Annotated in this window: 14 protein-coding genes; 7 read left to right on the top strand and 7 right to left on the bottom strand. The window is 73.6% G+C overall.

Annotated elements, in window-relative coordinates:
- The first annotated feature begins 89 nt into the window (after positions 1-89).
- Complete coding sequence (gene pseI, locus DNL40_RS05365; protein ID WP_111250186.1) at positions 90-1,154, top strand: pseudaminic acid synthase; 1,065 nt, start codon at positions 90-92, stop codon at positions 1,152-1,154.
- A gap of 76 nt (positions 1,155-1,230) precedes the next feature.
- Here pseI and DNL40_RS05360 read toward each other — a convergent pair whose 3' ends face one another.
- Positions 1,231-2,712: a bifunctional UDP-2,4-diacetamido-2,4,6-trideoxy-beta-L-altropyranose hydrolase/GNAT family N-acetyltransferase gene (locus DNL40_RS05360; RefSeq protein WP_111250185.1), complete on the bottom strand. Its 1,482-nt coding sequence runs from the start codon at positions 2,710-2,712 to the stop codon at positions 1,231-1,233.
- Positions 2,709-3,446 carry a cytidylyltransferase domain-containing protein gene (locus DNL40_RS05355; protein WP_179950948.1) on the bottom strand — a complete coding sequence of 246 codons (738 nt, stop codon included), beginning with the start codon at positions 3,444-3,446 and terminating at the stop codon, positions 2,709-2,711. The genes DNL40_RS05360 and DNL40_RS05355 overlap by 4 nt, the downstream gene beginning before the upstream one ends.
- Positions 3,447-3,520: 74 nt before the next feature.
- Between DNL40_RS05355 and pseB the strand changes: the two genes are divergently transcribed.
- From pseB to DNL40_RS05335, 4 genes are all read left to right on the top strand, one after another.
- Positions 3,521-4,510 (top strand): UDP-N-acetylglucosamine 4,6-dehydratase (inverting), encoded by a 990-nt coding sequence (gene pseB, locus DNL40_RS05350; RefSeq protein ID WP_111250184.1) that lies wholly within the window; start codon positions 3,521-3,523, stop codon positions 4,508-4,510.
- A 1-nt stretch (position 4,511) separates the two neighbouring features.
- Positions 4,512-5,648: a DegT/DnrJ/EryC1/StrS family aminotransferase gene (locus tag DNL40_RS05345; RefSeq protein WP_111250183.1), complete on the top strand. Its 1,137-nt coding sequence runs from the start codon at positions 4,512-4,514 to the stop codon at positions 5,646-5,648.
- Positions 5,649-5,825: 177 nt separating this feature from the next.
- A complete protein-coding gene (locus DNL40_RS05340) occupies positions 5,826-7,190 on the top strand; it encodes an LCP family protein (protein ID WP_245885679.1) in 1,365 nt (454 codons plus the stop codon).
- 508 nt (positions 7,191-7,698) lie between these two features.
- Positions 7,699-8,640, top strand: a complete 942-nt coding sequence (locus DNL40_RS05335; protein WP_245885678.1) for an LCP family protein — start codon at positions 7,699-7,701, stop codon at positions 8,638-8,640.
- Positions 8,641-8,692: 52 nt separating this feature from the next.
- On the opposite strand, the gene purE is transcribed toward DNL40_RS05335, so the two are convergent.
- The 5 genes from purE to DNL40_RS05310 are packed head-to-tail and all read right to left on the bottom strand — an operon-like array spanning position 8,693 to position 12,996.
- Complete coding sequence (gene purE / locus DNL40_RS05330) at positions 8,693-9,247, bottom strand: 5-(carboxyamino)imidazole ribonucleotide mutase (protein WP_111250180.1); 555 nt, start codon at positions 9,245-9,247, stop codon at positions 8,693-8,695.
- Entirely contained in the window at positions 9,247-10,461 is a 1,215-nt protein-coding gene (locus DNL40_RS05325) for a 5-(carboxyamino)imidazole ribonucleotide synthase (protein ID WP_111250179.1), read from the bottom strand. Before DNL40_RS05325 ends, purE begins: the two co-directional genes overlap by 1 nt.
- Positions 10,462-10,483: 22 nt before the next feature.
- On the bottom strand, positions 10,484-10,972 hold the full coding sequence (locus DNL40_RS05320; protein ID WP_245885677.1) for a GtrA family protein: 489 nt from the start codon (positions 10,970-10,972) through the stop codon (positions 10,484-10,486).
- Complete coding sequence (locus DNL40_RS05315) at positions 10,969-12,309, bottom strand: ATP-binding protein (protein WP_111250178.1); 1,341 nt, start codon at positions 12,307-12,309, stop codon at positions 10,969-10,971. The genes DNL40_RS05320 and DNL40_RS05315 overlap by 4 nt, the downstream gene beginning before the upstream one ends.
- A gap of 3 nt (positions 12,310-12,312) precedes the next feature.
- Positions 12,313-12,996 (bottom strand): response regulator transcription factor, encoded by a 684-nt coding sequence (locus tag DNL40_RS05310; protein ID WP_111250177.1) that lies wholly within the window; start codon positions 12,994-12,996, stop codon positions 12,313-12,315.
- Between the two features lie 130 nt (positions 12,997-13,126).
- On the opposite strand from DNL40_RS05310, the gene DNL40_RS05305 reads away from it, so the two are divergent.
- Positions 13,127-14,476, top strand: a complete 1,350-nt coding sequence (locus DNL40_RS05305; RefSeq protein WP_111250176.1) for a sensor histidine kinase — start codon at positions 13,127-13,129, stop codon at positions 14,474-14,476.
- An 8-nt stretch (positions 14,477-14,484) separates the two neighbouring features.
- Entirely contained in the window at positions 14,485-15,207 is a 723-nt protein-coding gene (locus DNL40_RS05300; protein ID WP_425450761.1) for a response regulator, read from the top strand.
- The last annotated feature ends 54 nt before the right edge of the window (positions 15,208-15,261 follow it).

The following is a 15,261-nucleotide window of genomic DNA, read 5'->3' as shown; positions in this document are numbered from 1 at the left end:
CGGCGCACGACCCGGCGCCACACACGCCGCGGCCGAGTCAGGCGCACGCCCCGCGCTCGGCCCGGTCCACTCCCGGTATCGTCGTCGTCATGCCCGAGACTCAGGACCGCTTCCTCCAGATCGGCGACCACAAGGTCGGCGAGAACTACCGCCCGTTCGTCGCAGCCGAGATGTCGGGGAACCACAACGGCGACCTCGGCCGTGCGCTGGCCATCGTCGACGCGATCGCCGAGACGGGCGCTCCGGCGATCAAGCTCCAGACCTACACCGCCGACACGATCACGATCGACGCTGACGGGCCTGCCTTCCGGATCACCGACAGCCACGGTCTGTGGGGCGGGCGCAACCTCTACAGCCTCTACCAGGAGGCGCACACCCCCTGGGAGTGGCACGCGCCGATCTTCGAGCGGGCCCGCGAGCACGGCATGATCCCGTTCTCCAGCCCGTTCGACGACAGCGCCGTCGACCTCCTCGAGGACCTCGGCGCACAGGTCTACAAGATCGCCTCGCTGGAGATCGCGGATATCCCGCTGCTGCGCAAGGTGGCGCGCACGGGCAAGCCGGTGATCCTCTCGACGGGAGCCGCGGACGCGTCCGACGTCGACCTCGCGGTCAAGACGATCCGCGCGGAGGGCAACGACCAGATCGCCGTGCTGGGTTGCACGTCGTCGTACCCGGCCTCCGCCGAGGAGACGAACCTGCGCACCATCCCAGCGCTCCGCGACACCTGGAACGTCGTCAGCGGCCTGTCCGACCACACCAAGGGCATCGGCGTGAGCGTCGCCGCCGTGGCGTTCGGCGCCTCGATCCTGGAGAAGCACGTGACGCTGCGCCGGGCCGACGGCGGTGTCGACTCCGACTTCTCGCTCGAGCCGGAGGAGCTCAAGGCGCTCGTCGAGGAGTCCCACAGCGCGTGGCTCGCGCTCGGCAAGGTCCACATCGGCCCGACGCAGGGCGAGGCCGAGAGCCGCCGCCTGCGCCGGTCGCTGTTCGTCGTCAAGGACGTCCGTGCGGGGGACCCGGTGACACCGGAGAACGTCCGCTCGATCCGGCCGGCCGGTGGCCTCGAACCGCGATACCTGGACCTGGTGCAGGGCCGGACGTTCACCCAGGACGTCCAGCGGGGCACGCCCCTGAGCTGGGACCTCGTCTAGAAGACCGGCCATGGCCTCCGGCGGCACCCGCCGCCGGAGGCCATGGCCGTCTCCCCTCCCGTGACGGCGCGGGTGGTCAGACCGGCCGGACCAGGATCTCGAAGTCGCCGTCCCGGCGTGCGGGGTCGGTCACGTACCCCGACCCCTGGAACAGGCGCTGTGACGCGGCGTTGTCAGGCAGGATCGCCGCGACGAGCGTGACAGCAGGGTGCCCAGCACGGAACGCCGCCTCGCCCGCGGCGAGGACCTGGCGGGCGAGGCCGTGCCCGCGCGCCTCGGGAGCGAGTGTGATCGAGACCTCCCACTCGGAAGGACCGTGCTCGTCGAACCGCACCGTGCCGACGGGCACTCCGCCCCGCTCCGCGACGTACAGCTCCCTGGCCGGGTCCTGCAGCACCCGCTCGTACCAGCCGCGGTGAGCCACCCAGGAGATCGCCTCCGTGCTGCGAGAGACGGCCCTCGTGGTGGGGTCGTTGCGCCAGCGCAGCAGCAGCCTGGAGTCGTCGGTGGTCGCCCGTCGAGCCACGACGCCGTCGGCACCCCGCGCGACGCGGTCGGCCAGGGCCTCGGACCACGCGCCGACGATCCGCTCGGCGCCCCGGCCGTCCACCTTCGCGAGCCCGCCACCGGCCCAGGAGCGCCCGCCTCGGAGCGCTGCGACCGCTTCCTCGACTCGCCGCACCGCGCCCGGAAGGTCGGCACGTACCTCCGGGAGCGTGCCGATCCCCCGGGCGATGCCCTCCGAGAGCGCCGCCTCGTACCCGGCCCGCTGGTTCTCGACCACGGCGACCAGCAGGCTCGGCACCCCGATGCACGCGAGCTCCCACGACGTGGTGCCGGCGGCGCTGACCACCAGGTCCGAGAGCGCCGCGCGCTCCAGGAAGTCGGACGCCGGTGCGACCAGCTCGACGTCGGTGCCGGCCGCACCGCGCACCGCGTCCCAGTGCTGCTGCGGCGCCACCACGGTCACGCCGCCGACGCCTGCGGCGGACCGGCAGACGGCGGCCACCGTCGCGGCCGACCCCGTCGCGTCGGTCCCACCCATGACGACCAGCACGTCGACGCTCCCGCCCGGTCCGCGGTACTCGGCCGCGCGCAGGGCGCGGGCGGCGCGCACCTCGGCGCGCATCGGTGCGTACCGGATGCCGAGCAGCACGGTGCCAGACCCGTCGTCCGGCCGGCCGGCGTGCTCCGCGCGGACGGTCGAGTCGACGACGACGTCCGCCGTGCGGCGGCCGAACGTCCCGTCCTCCATCGACGAGAGCAGCGCCCCGGCGGCACGCACCTGTGCGGCGGCGTCGGGCCCGATCCCGTAGTGGTCGACGTGGACCACGGTGGCGCCCTGCTCGGCGGCGAGCACCCCCAGGTCCTCGGGTGACTCCACCACCTCGAGGTCCGCGGCTGCGGCCAGCGCGCGCCCGAGGTCCGACTCGACAGAACCCGCCAGCACCACGGAGTGCCCGGCGTCCCGTGCCGCACCGGCGACCGAGACGGCCCGGACCAGGTGCCCGACGCCGCCCTCGGGGCTCGCGTCGCACCGGATCACCACGTGGGTCATCCGTCGGCCAGGGCCTTCTGCCGCACCTCGGCGTTGATACCTGCGATGTCGGGACGGGAGCGGAGCAGCTCCACGACCTCGTGCCAGGCCGGTGCACGGTCCCCCAGCTCGGCCGCGACCGCGTCGAGGGTCTCGGCGTCCTCTGCCGTGTCGAGCGTGACGCGCAGGTCGTTCGCAGGCGGGTCCACGACGAGGCCCATGGTGCGGAACCGTCGGGGGCCGGCGTAGAGGTAGGAGGTGACGTGCGTGCGGTGGTACCCCTCCGCCTCCGCGTCCGCGGCAGCGAGCGCGGCTCGGGAGGCAAGCTCGACGTCGAGACCGCGCGGGAGCGTGCGCACGAGCGTCGTGGCGACGTAGTCGAGCTGCTGCTCCGCACGCCACAGCGCCACCACCTTGGTGACGAGCCCGGGGTCGGCGAGCGGGCAGTCCGCCGTGAGACGGACGACGGCGTCCGCGCCCGTCTCCTGCTGCGCGAGGACGAAGCGGGACAGCACGTCGTCCTCGCTCCCCCGCACCACCTCGACGCCGAGCTCTTCGGCGAGCCGCGCGACCGCGTCGTCACCCGGTGCCGTCGAGGTCGCGACCACCACCCGGTCGACCCCCTCGGCCGAGCGCGCGGCCCGCACCATCCATCCCAGGACGGGCCTTCCAGCAAGGGGCCGGAGCACCTTGCCGGGCAGCCGGGAGGACCCTGTGCGGGCCTGGATCACGGCCACAACCTGTGCTTCAGTCACCGTGCCATAATGGCACGCGCTGCAGCGGGGACCCTCCCGCGCGCACTCCACACCAGACGACGGAAGAGTTCTGAATGTCGCTCCTCAACGGTGCTTCCATCCTTGTCACGGGTGGTACCGGCTCCTTCGGCAAGGCTTTCCTCCGCGAGGTGCTCGACAACCACAACCCGCGCAGGGTCGTCATCTTCTCGCGCGACGAGCTCAAGCAGTACGAGGTGCGCCAGCAGTTCAACGACGACCCGCGCCTGCGCTGGTTCATCGGCGACATCCGTGACGAGCGTCGCCTGGCACGCGCGCTGCACGGTGTGGACTACGTCGTCCACGCCGCCGCGCTCAAGCAGGTCGACACGGCCGAGTACAACCCGTTCGAGTTCGTCAAGACGAACGTCCTCGGCAGCCAGAACGTCATCGAGGCCTCCATCGACGCCGGCGTCAAGAAGGTCGTCGCGCTCTCCACGGACAAGGCCTCGAGCCCGATCAACCTGTACGGCGCGACCAAGCTGACCGCCGACAAGCTCTTCATCACGGGCAACCACTACGCCGCGAACTACGACACCCGCTTCGCGGTGGTGCGCTACGGCAACGTCATGGGGTCGCGCGGCTCGGTCATCCCGTTCTTCCGCAAGCTCGGCGACGCCGGCAAGCCCCTGCCGATCACCGACCTGCGCTGCACCCGATTCTTCATCACGCTGCCGCAGGCCGTGCAGATGGTCATCGACACGTTCGAGCTGATGCAGGGCGGCGAGCTGCTCGTGCCGCGCATCCCCTCCATGAAGGTCACCGACCTCGCCCACGCGGTCGTGCCCGGTGCTGAGCTCGTGGACGTGGGCCTGCGCCCGGGCGAGAAGCTCCACGAGGAGATGATCAGCCCGGAGGAGGGCCGCCGCGCGGTGGTCATCCGCGACGGCAAGTACTTCATCATCCAGCCGGACCTGGCGACGTGGGGCTACGAGCCGCCGGCGGACGGCGTGCCCGTCGAGCCGGGCTTCGCCTACCGGTCGGACTCCAACGACCAGTGGTACACGCAGCAGGAGATCGCCGAGATCATCGAGGGCGGGATCTGACGTGGTCCTCCCCTACGGCCGTCAGTCGATCGACGAGGGCGATGTCGCAGCCGTCGTCGAGGCGCTCCGGAGCGACTGGCTCACCACCGGTCCCGAGGTCGACCGGTTCGAGGCTGCGATCGCCGCACGCGCGGGCGTCGAGCACGCGATCTCGGTGACCTCGGGGACGGCCGCGCTGCACGTCGCGTACGCGGCTGCCGACCTCCAGCCGGGGGACGAGGTGGTGACCACCCCGCTGACGTTCGTCGCGACCGCGGCGGGTGCCGCTCTCCACGGCGCCAAGATCGTCTTCGCGGACGTCGACCCGGTCACGGGCAACCTCGACCCGCAGGCCGCAGAGGCGGCCGTCACGGACCGCACGCGCGTCGTGGCGGGAGTCGACTACGCCGGCGTGCCGGTCGACGCTCCCGCCCTCCGTGACCTGGCCAGCCGCAAGGAGATCCTGTTCCTCGAGGACGCCGCGCACTCGATCGGCTCGACGCTCGACGGCGTCCCGGTCGGGGCGCTGGCCGACATCACGACCTACTCGTTCTTCCCCACGAAGAACATGACCACCGCCGAGGGCGGTGCGGTCGTGACGGCCGACGCCACGCTCGCCGCACGGGCGAGGTCGTTCAAGAACCACGGTCTTGTCCGTGACCGCGCGCTGCAGCGGCACCCTGACGAGGGCCCGTGGCACCAGGAGGTCCACGCCTTCGGCCTGAACTACCGGCTCCCGGACGTGCTCGCGACGCTGGGCACCAACCAGCTCGCCCGCCTCGACGCCTTCGTCGCCCGGCGTGCTGCGGTCAAGGCCCTGTACGACGAGGCCTTCGCAGGCATCGACGAGCTCGAGCTGCCGACGGCCCCGGCCGGCGCGGCACCCGCTTGGCACCTGTACCCCCTGCGTGTCCCGGCTGAGCGCCGCCGCGCGATCTTCGAGTCTCTGCGCGAGCAGGGCATCGGGGTGCAGGTCAACTACATCCCGGCGTACTGGCACCCGGTGTTCGAGGACCTGGGTTACCAGCGCGGCATGTGCCCTGTCGCGGAGGACTACTACCGCCGCGAGATCTCGCTCCCGATGTTCCCGGACCTCACCGACGCGGACGTCGAGCGGGTCGTGGCTGCTGTGCGGCACGCCGTCGCCACCGTCCGCTGACCGCTCAGGTGAGCCCGGAGCACCGCGCCTGACCACCGGACAGCTCGTGCGCTGCCCTTCCAGACGGGTCGTCTCAGCCCTTCCCGGGGTTGAAACGACCCGTCTTCACAACTCCCGCCCGTCACCAGCGCGGTGTACGTGGGGCGCCGTAACACTGTGCGGTTACGCTCGGTGACCGTGAGTCCCCGCCATGCCTCCCAGCGATCCAGCCGGACGCTGCTCCCATCCGTCCGCAAGGGCGACGGCACGCCGTCCCGCCCGCCGGCGCACGCGCGCAGCCTGCGCGCCCACACGCTCGCACGAGTGGTGGGCATGGTGGCTACGGGGGCGCTGACGTTCGGTGTGGTCGGTGGCGCCACGGCGGCGGTGACCCTGACGGGCAACATCGACGGCGTGGACGCCGACGCCCTGCTGGGCCAGAACCGCCCCGAGGCTGTCGCGCCGGCAGACCCGAACGCGGGCACCCCGCTCAACATCGTGCTGATGGGCTCGGACTCGCGCGACGGCGACAACGCGGAGTTCGCGTCGTCCGAGGGCACGGACGGCGCCCGGTCGGACACGACCATGATCATGCACATCTCGGCGGACCGGGAACGCGTCGAGCTGGTCTCGATCCCCCGCGACTCGACGGTGAACGTGCCGAGCTGCCCCACCACGAACGGCCGCACCACCTCGCCGCTGCGGGGCACGAAGTTCAACTCCGCCTTCGCGCAGGGGGTCATCGGGGGGCGTGACATCGCCTCGGGCGCTCTGTGCACGGTCGCGACCATCGAGTCGCTCACCGATGTGCGCATGGACGGGTTCGTGGTGATCGACTTCGCGGGCTTCCAGCGGATGATCGACGCCATCGGCGGCGTGGAGATGTGCATCCCGGAGTACATCGACGCGCCGGAGGCGGGTGGCCTGGTGCTCCACCCGGGCGTGCAGAAGCTCAACGGCAACACGGCGCTGCAGTACGCCCGTGCCCGCAAGGGCGCAGGCCTGGGCGACGGCTCCGACCTGGGGCGGATCGGCCGTCAGCAGGAACTCATGGCGGCGCTGGCACGGACCGTGCTGAGCAAGAACCTCCTGACCGACTCTCCGGCGCTGCTGCGGTTCCTCGGCGCCGTGACGGGCTCCCTGACGATGAGCGACAACTTCGCCTCCGTGCAGGGGCTCGCCGGTCTGGCCTACAGCATCCGTGACGTGCGTCCTGACACGATCACCTTCATGACCGTTCCCTATGCGGGCGATCCTCGGAACCCGGCCAACGTCGTCTGGACCGACGAGGCCGACGTCGTGTGGGAGAACCTGAAGTACGACCGGCCGGTCGACTCGCGCCCGGACGAGCAGCCGGCCCCGGGCGCCACCGATCCTGAGGCCGCCCCCGAGGCCGCGACCGACGGTGCGCCGGCCCCGTCCGAGCCGACGGCCTCGGCCGCCGCACCGGAGCCGGCCGAGTCGCCGTCCGCGGCCCCGGCACCGGAGCCGTCCCCCACCGAGACCAAGCAAGCCGGTCGCGAGGCGTTCACGGGCGCCGACGTGACCTCTGTCTGCGGATGACCCCATGAGCGACACTCCCCAGGTTCCGCCGTCCTTCACACCGGCTCGCCGTCCCGGCCGGCCTCCGTCGGCGGACGACGCCATCTCGGTCGACGGCGCACGGGCCACGCGTCCGACGCCGGGTGGCCGGGTCGGCCGCCCTGACGACGCCGTCCCTGCGGGTGCTGAGCCGCGCGTGCGCCGCCAGTCGTCGCGGGAGGTGCCGGTGACCCCGCCGGAGCGGCGTAGCCCTGCCGGGTCTCGCCCGGCCCGGCAGTCGTCGCGTCAGCCGTCCCGTCAGCCGCGGGCGATCCCGCCGGCGGGCGCGGCTCCCGCGTCTCGCTCAGGCGGGCAGGACGGCGGCACGCGGCTGATGCCCGGGGGCGCCGCCGGTCGCTCTCAGCGGCCTGGCGCTGCGACTCCGGCTGGAGGGCGGGGACGGTCCCCGCAGCCGGGCGGCCCCCGCCGTCCTGGCGCTGGTGGCGCGGCGGGTCTCGCGGGCCCGCCCCACGGTGACGGTCGGGTGCGGGTGCGCAAGGGCCGCGTGGTGGCGCTGGCGCTCGTCGTGGTGCTGCTGCTGGTGATCGCGTGGCCGGTGGGCCTGCTCGTATGGGCGAACGGCAAGATCCAGCACATCGAGGCGCTGTCCGGCGCATCGGGCACGCCCGGTAGCACGTATCTGATCGCCGGGTCGGACGCCCGTGGCAGCGGCGGCATCGAGAACGAGGACGTCTCCGGTGCGCGTACCGACACGATCATGCTCCTGCACAAGCCGTCGAGCGGCCCTGCGGCCCTGATCTCCATCCCCCGCGACACGTATGCGGCGATCCCGGACCACGGCTCGAACAAGATCAACGCCGCGTACTCGTGGGGCGGCCCGCCGCTGCTCGTGCGTGCGGTCGAGGAGCTGTCGGGGCTGACGGTCGACCACTACGTGGAGATCGGGTTCGGCGGCGTGGAGCAGGTGGTCGACGCCGTCGGCGGTGTCGAGCTGTGCCTGGACTACGACGTGGACGAGCCGCACAGCCAGCTGGTCTGGCAGGCGGGATGCCACATGGCAGACGGCCGCACCGCCCTGGCGTTCTCGCGCATGCGGTACGCCGACCCGAAGGGCGACATCGGCCGGGCGGAGCGCCAGCGTCAGGTGATCGGCGCGGTGAGCGGGTCCCTCAACGACTCGGGGCTGCTGTTCCAGCCGGCCAAGCAGGTGTCGCTGGCCTCGGCAGGGCTGGGTGCTCTCACCACGGACGAGAAGACCAACATCGTGGACCTGGGGCGCATGGCGCTCGCCTTCCGCGAGGCGAACGGGCCGCAGGGCGTGACCGGGACGCCGCCGATCAAGAACCTGGGCTACCGCGCCGGTGACGGCTCCGGCGCGAGCGTGCTGCTCGACCCGGACACGGTGGGTCAGTTCTGGACCGACGTCCGCGACGGAAGGCTCGAGCCCGGTAGCACCGTCGGCGGTCTCTGACCCACCAGGACGCAGCGGCACGCCCTCGCGGGCGTGCCGCTGCCCGTCCGGGTCAGGCGCGGAAGCCGGTGCTCCGCTCCCCCGCCCGGCGCGAGCGGAGGGCCTCGCCCTTGGCCTTGGCGACGTCGCCGAGCTCGGCCTGGAACGCGACCATGCGGTCGCGCAGCGCGAGGGCCTCGGCGTCCGTCCCGGCTGCGAGGATCCGGGCGGCGAGCAGGCCGGCGTTGCGGGCCCCGCCGATCGACACGGTGGCCACGGGCACGCCGGCGGGCATCTGCACGATGGAGAGCAGGGAGTCCATGCCGTCGAGGTGCTTGAGCGGCACGGGCACGCCGATGACGGGCAGCGGGGTGACGGCGGCGAGCATGCCGGGCAGGTGGGCCGCTCCCCCGGCGCCGGCGACGACGACCCGCAGACCACGCTCCGCGGCGGTGCGGCCGTACTCGATCATCTCCACGGGCATGCGGTGGGCGGAGACGACGTCGGCCTCGTAGGGGACGCCGAGCTCGTCCAGGGCGGTCGCCGCGGCCTCCATGACGGGCCAGTCGGAGTCGGACCCCATGACGATGCCGACGACGGGCGCGGCGGGTGCCTCGGTGGTGGTCATCAGTGGGTCTCCTCGATCTTCTCGCCGCGCAGCAGCGCGGCAGCGGCGACGGCACGACGGCGGACCTGCTCGAGGTCGCTGCCGCTGACGTTGACGTGGGCGAGCTTGCGGCCGGGACGTACGTCCTTGCCGTACAGGTTGACCTTCGCGTCGGGGAACCGACCGAGCACCTCGGGCAGGGCGTCGGTGAGGTCCTCCAGCCGGGAGCCGAGCACGTTGGCCATGACGGTCCAGGGGGCGACGGGGTCGGTGGCGCCGAGAGGCAGGTCGAGGACGGCGCGCAGGTGCTGCTCGAACTGGCTGGTGACGGCACCGTCGATGGTCCAGTGGCCGCTGTTGTGGGGCCGCATCGCGAGCTCGTTGACGTAGACGGTGGTCTCGCCGTCGGGCTGCTGCGGGTCGGCCGGGGCCTCGAACATCTCGACGGCGAGCACGCCGGTGACGCCCAGCCCCTCGGCGACCTGCACGGCGATGTCGCGCACCCGCGCCTCGAGAGCCGGGGCGAGGTCCGGGGCGGGAGCCACGACCTCGGAGCAGATGCCGTCGCGCTGGACGGACTCGACGACCGGCCAGGTGCGCACCTCCCCGGAGGGCCGCCGCGCCACGAGGGCGGCGAGCTCCCGCGTGAACGGCACCTTCTCCTCCACGAGGAGCTGGGGGGCGCCCTCGGCGGCCGCGGTGATCCAGTCGGCGACGTCGTCGGGCGAGGAGACCACCCGCACGCCCTTGCCGTCGTACCCGCCGCGGGACGTCTTGACGACGGCCTGGCCGTCGGGGGCGCCTGCGAGGAACTCCGCGAGCACGGCTCGCGCCTCCTGGGGGTCGGTGGGCACGGCGGCCCAGCGGGGGCACGGGACCCCCATCTCGGTCAGCCGTGCGCGCATCACGATCTTGTCCTGCGCGTGGACGAGGGCGTCGGGCCCGGGGTGCACAGGGGTGCCGGCGGCGGCGATCTCTCGCAGCAGGGTGTCAGGCACGTGCTCGTGCTCGAAGGTGAGCACCGCGGCGGCCTCGCCGTCGTCGGGGGCCACCAGCGCACGGACGGCTTCCTCGTCCGACGCGGCGCCCACGGGGGCGTCTGTCACGAGCTGAGCGGCGGACGTGCCGGGCGCCTCGACGAGGACCCGGAGCCGGACCCCGAGCTCCCCGGCCGCGGGGGCCATCATGCGGGCGAGCTGTCCTCCGCCGACCACGGCGATCACGGGTGCTGTCACGGACGACCAGGGTACCGGGACGTCAGCGCGTGCCGGTGAAGACCCAGCGACGGTAGGCGACGTAGCGGAACGCGGTGCCCAGCACGAGGCCGACGCCGTTGGCTGCGATGTTGTCGGCCAGCGCGGAGGTGAAGCCGAGCACGTAGTGGGACACGGCGAGGCAGGCGAGGGCGACGAGCATGCCGCCGACGTTGACCAGGACGAACCCGGCGAGCTCCCGGCTCCGGGTGCCGGTGCGGCGGTCGGCGAACGTCCAGTACCGGTTCCCGAGCCAGGCCACCAGGGTGGCGACAGCCACGGAGATGACCTTGGCGGTCAGCGGCTTGTGACCGAGCGCGTCGCTGAGCCGCACGGCGTTGAACACGCCCACGTCCACCAGGTAGGCGACGAGACCGACGGAGCCGAAGCGGCCGAGCTCGAGGACGCGGCTCCACAGGGGCATCCGGCTGCGGGGGCCCCGCCCGGCCGGCGCCGCGTCGTCTCCGGGGCGCCGGTCGCCCACCACGGTCACGCCTCGCGCGTGCGGCGGCGGCCGCGGCGGCCGCGCGAGCTGATGGTGGTGCCGGGCGGGAGCACGACGCCGGGGTCGAGCGTCTTCGGCACGCCGGCGAGGAACAGCGCGAAGACCGGGGGCCGGCGCTGGGCGAGCTCGAGGCGGCCGCCGTCGGCTGCGGCGAGGTCCCGGGCGAGGGCGAGGCCGAGGCCGGTCCCGGCCCCGGAGGTCATGCCACGGTCGAAGATCTTCGCGGCGATCTCGTCGGGGACCCCGGGGCCCTCGTCGGCGACCTCCACCGCGACGGCGCCGGTGGTGCCGGACGGGCGCGAGCGCACCGTGGTGGTGCCGTCGCCGTGGCGCAGCGAGTTCTCCAGGAGGGTCGCCAGCACCTGGGCGAGCGCGCCCGGCGTGGCGAGCACGCGGTGGTCGCCACCGACGTCGATCACGAGGCTGCGTCCCTCACGCTCGAACGTGGGGCGCCACTCCTCCTCCTGCTGGCGCACGACGTCGAGCAGCACCACCGGCTCGGTGGTGCCGCCCTGCGAGCGGCGCGAGGCGGCCAGCAGGTCGTCCACCACGGTGACCAGGCGCTCGACCTGCTCGAGCGAGATGCGGGCCTCCTCCTGGACGTCCGGGTCCTGGGAGGCCGCCTGGATCTCCTCCAGGCGCATGGTCAGCGCCGTGAGCGGGGTGCGCAGCTGGTGCGAGGCGTCGGAGGTGAACTGCCGCTCGGCGGCGAGCCGGGCGGCGAGCCGGTCGGAGGTGCGCGCCAGCTCGGCGGCGACCAGGTCGATCTCCTCGACGCCGGACGGCTCGAGACGTGGCCGCACCTGGCCGGATGCCAGCTGCTCCGCGGAGGCGGCGAGGTAGACGAGCGGTGCGGACAGCCGGTTGGCCTGCCAGACCGCCATGGCCACGCCCGCGCCGATGGCGACCACCCCCGCGGCCGCGACGAGCACCACCACCTGGGCGGCCTTGATCCAGGCCGACCACGCGGAGACGGTCAGGGTGACGCTCGCCCGGTCCTCGGTCCACTGCCCCTGGCCTATGGCGGGACCCGTGACCGGCGACCCGGCCTCGATCTGGGTGCCGTCGGGCAGCGAGATGACGACGTGCGCGGGGATGTCCCCCGCGCGACCCTCGACCGCCCGGCGGATCGCCGTCTCGGAGACGTCGTCGCCGCGGTCCTGCGCCGACTGGACGCTGCGCGTCAGCTGGTCGAGGCGGTCGGACAACCGCTGCGCCTCGGCGCTGACCATGTAGCGGGCGCCGAAGATCCCGAGGGGCACGCCGAGCAGGATGACGGCGACCGCCACGGCGGAGATCGTCGCCAGGAGGACGCGGCGACGCACCGGTCAGCTCGCCCCGAGCTCGAAGCGGAAACCGAGACCGCGGACGGTGGACACGTAGCGGGGAGCGTTCGCGTCGTCGCCGAGCTTGCGGCGCAGCCACGACACGTGCATGTCGAGCGTCTTGGTCGAGCCCACCGGGTCCGAGCCCCAGACGTCGCGCATGAGCGTGTCGCGCACCACCACCGAGCCGGCGTTGGCGACGAGCACCTTGAGGAGGTCGAACTCCTTGGTGGTCAGGTGCAGCTCGCGGTCACCCTGGAACGCCCGGTGCGCGGAGACGTCGACGCGCACGTCCTGGGCGCGCAGCTCCTCCTCCTCGGGCGTCTCGCCGTGGGTACGACGCAGCAGCGCCCGCACGCGGGCGAGCAGCTCGGCCAGGCGGAAGGGCTTGGTGACGTAGTCGTCCGCGCCGGCGTCGAGGCCCACCACGAGGTCGACCTCGTCGGCACGGGCCGTCAGGACCAGGATCGGCACGGTCAGGCCGCTCCCGCGCAGCTCACGCGCCACGTCGAGACCGTCCATGTCCGGCAGGCCGAGGTCCAGGACGACGACGTCGGCCGAGGCAGCGTTCTCGATCGCTCCTTGACCAGTTCCTTGCACCACGACGTCGTAACCCTCACGCGTGAGCGCCCGGGCCAACGGCTCGGCAATCGCCGGGTCGTCCTCGGCTAGTAGCACGTGGGTCATTCCGCCATGGTAGCGGCATCCCGGCTGGTGACGGCCTGGCGACTCGGTCCACCTGCAGGATGACGTGGGACTCGCCGTGCCGCGACCACGGGCGGACGCCACCGGGGCCCTCGGCCTCTAGCCTCGGGGCATGGGCTGGTACGAGCGCGCGGTGGCGTGGGGCGAGCGGCACCGGTTCGCCATCGACGCGGTGGGGACGACGACGGCCGCGCTCTTCGTCGTGCCCGCCTCGCTGGCGACGGTGGCGGGCGGGAGCCTCGGGCGCAGCGGCACGTGGGAGCTGCTCGCCTGGTCCGTCGCCCTCGTGGCCCCGCTGGCGTGGCGCCGCGTGCAGCCGGTGTGGTCGACGGCCGTGGTGGCCGCGGCGGCCCTCAGCCACCTGCTGCTCGGGCCCCCGATCATCTTCCCGGCCGACCTGGCGGTGCTGTGGGCCCTGTACGCCGTGACCGCCTACGGCCCGGTCTGGGCGCACCGCGCCGCCCTCGGGCTGGCCCTGATGGGTGCCGCGATGCTCGGCGGGACCATGTCGCTGGCCGCCGGTGACGTCAACGCCGGCGCCGCGATGGCGATCACCGCGAGCATCACCGCGCTGGCCGCGTGGGCGTTCGGGCTGGTGCGCCGCTCCCGGCGCGAGACCCTGGAGGCGCTGCGGGACCGGGCGCTGCGGCTGGAGATCGAGCGCGACCAGCAGGCCCAGATCGCCACGGCGGCCGAGCGGGCGCGCATCGCCCGTGAGATGCACGACATCGTGGCGCACTCCTTGTCGGTGATCGTGGCGCAGGCCGACGGCGGCCGGTACGCCGCCCAGGCCGACCCCCAGGCCGCCGCGCGGGTGCTGGGGGTCGTCTCGGAGACGGGCCGTGCGGCCCTGGCCGACATGCGCCGGCTGCTCGGCGTGCTGCGGTCCGACGACGCGCCCCGCGCCACGACGGACGCGCCTCACCCCCTGCCCTCGGGCTCCCGTGCCCCGCTGGCCCCCATGCCGGGGACGGTCAGCAGCGCCGTCGGGCATCCCGCCCCCGTGGCACCGGCGGTGCCGGCCGGTCTGGCGCCGGGCCCCGACGACGCCGACCTGGAGTCGCTGCTCGAACAGGCCCGCGGCGCCGGGATGCGCGTGTCCCTCGTGCGCGTGGGCGACCCCCGGCGGCTGCCGCCCGGCGCCGGGCTCACCCTGCACCGGGTCTGCCAGGAGGCGCTCACCAACGTCCGCAAGCACGCCGGGCCCGAGGTCTCCGTCACCGTGGTCACGCGGTGGGGCCCGCGGTCGGTCGAGCTGGAGGTGGCCGACGACGGCCGCGGCGCCGCGGCCGAGCCTTCCTCGGGCGACGGCCGGGCCGGGTCGTCCGGCTACGGCCTGCTGGGGATGCGGGAGCGCGCCGCGATGTTCGGCGGCAGCGTCACGGCGGGCCCCCGCCCTGGCGGAGGATGGCGGGTGCGGTTCTCGATGCCGCTGCCCGAGGAGACGAAGGAGACCGCGTGACGCAGGACGTGACGAGCTGGACCGACGGCGCCGACGGCACCCCGGAGGGTGCGGCCGGCGCCGTGCGCGTGGTGCTGGTCGACGACCAGCAGCTGGTGCGGGCGGGGTTCCGCATGGTGATCGACTCCCAGCCGGACCTCACCGTGGTGGCCGAGGCCGGCGACGGCGTGGAGGCCCTGCGCGTCCTGGAGCGCACCCCCGCCGACGTCGTCCTCATGGACGTGCGCATGCCGCGCCTGGACGGCCTGGGCGCCACCGCACGCCTGACCGCCACCGGAACCGGCCCGCGGGTCATCGTGCTGACCACGTTCGACCTCGACGAGTACGTGCTCGAGGCCATCCGCAGCGGCGCGTCCGGGTTCCTGCTCAAGGACGCCCCTCCCGAGCAGATGCTCGCGGCGATCCGGACCGTGCACCGCGGTGACGCCGTGATCGCGCCGTCGTCCACCAAGCGGCTCCTCGAGCACCTCGTCACCGCGCTGCCCGCGAGCGCCGACGGCGGCCGCTCCCCCGAGCACGAGGCGCTGGCCACCCTGACGGACCGGGAGCGCGAGGTGCTGGTGCTGATGGCGCGCGGGCGCTCGAACACGGAGATCGGCCAGGAGCTGTTCGTGGCCGAGGCGACGGTCAAGACGCACGTGGGCCGGGTGCTGGCGAAGCTCGGCGCGCGGGACCGCGTGCAGGCCGTGGTGCTGGCGTACGAGACCGGGCTGGTGCGGCCGGGCGCGTGACCGCCTGCCGGCCGACGGCTGCGCCGGCGCCCTCGCCCGGGTGACACCCTGAGG

The organism is Xylanimonas oleitrophica (assembly GCF_003244315.1).
GTDB lineage: Bacteria > Actinomycetota > Actinomycetes > Actinomycetales > Cellulomonadaceae > Xylanimonas_A > Xylanimonas_A oleitrophica.
This window is presented reverse-complemented; position numbering and strand designations above follow the sequence as displayed.

Excerpts from the sequence above, each read along its gene's own strand:
- pseI (WP_111250186.1), top strand. The coding sequence starts at position 90 with ATGCCCGAGACTCAGGACCGCTTCCTCCAGATCGGCGACCACAAGGTC.
- DNL40_RS05360 (WP_111250185.1), bottom strand. The coding sequence starts at position 2,712 with ATGACCCACGTGGTGATCCGGTGCGACGCGAGCCCCGAGGGCGGCGTC.
- pseB (WP_111250184.1), top strand. The coding sequence starts at position 3,521 with ATGTCGCTCCTCAACGGTGCTTCCATCCTTGTCACGGGTGGTACCGGC.
- purE (WP_111250180.1), bottom strand. The coding sequence starts at position 9,247 with ATGACCACCACCGAGGCACCCGCCGCGCCCGTCGTCGGCATCGTCATG.
- DNL40_RS05310 (WP_111250177.1), bottom strand. The coding sequence starts at position 12,996 with ATGACCCACGTGCTACTAGCCGAGGACGACCCGGCGATTGCCGAGCCG.
- DNL40_RS05305 (WP_111250176.1), top strand. The coding sequence starts at position 13,127 with ATGGGCTGGTACGAGCGCGCGGTGGCGTGGGGCGAGCGGCACCGGTTC.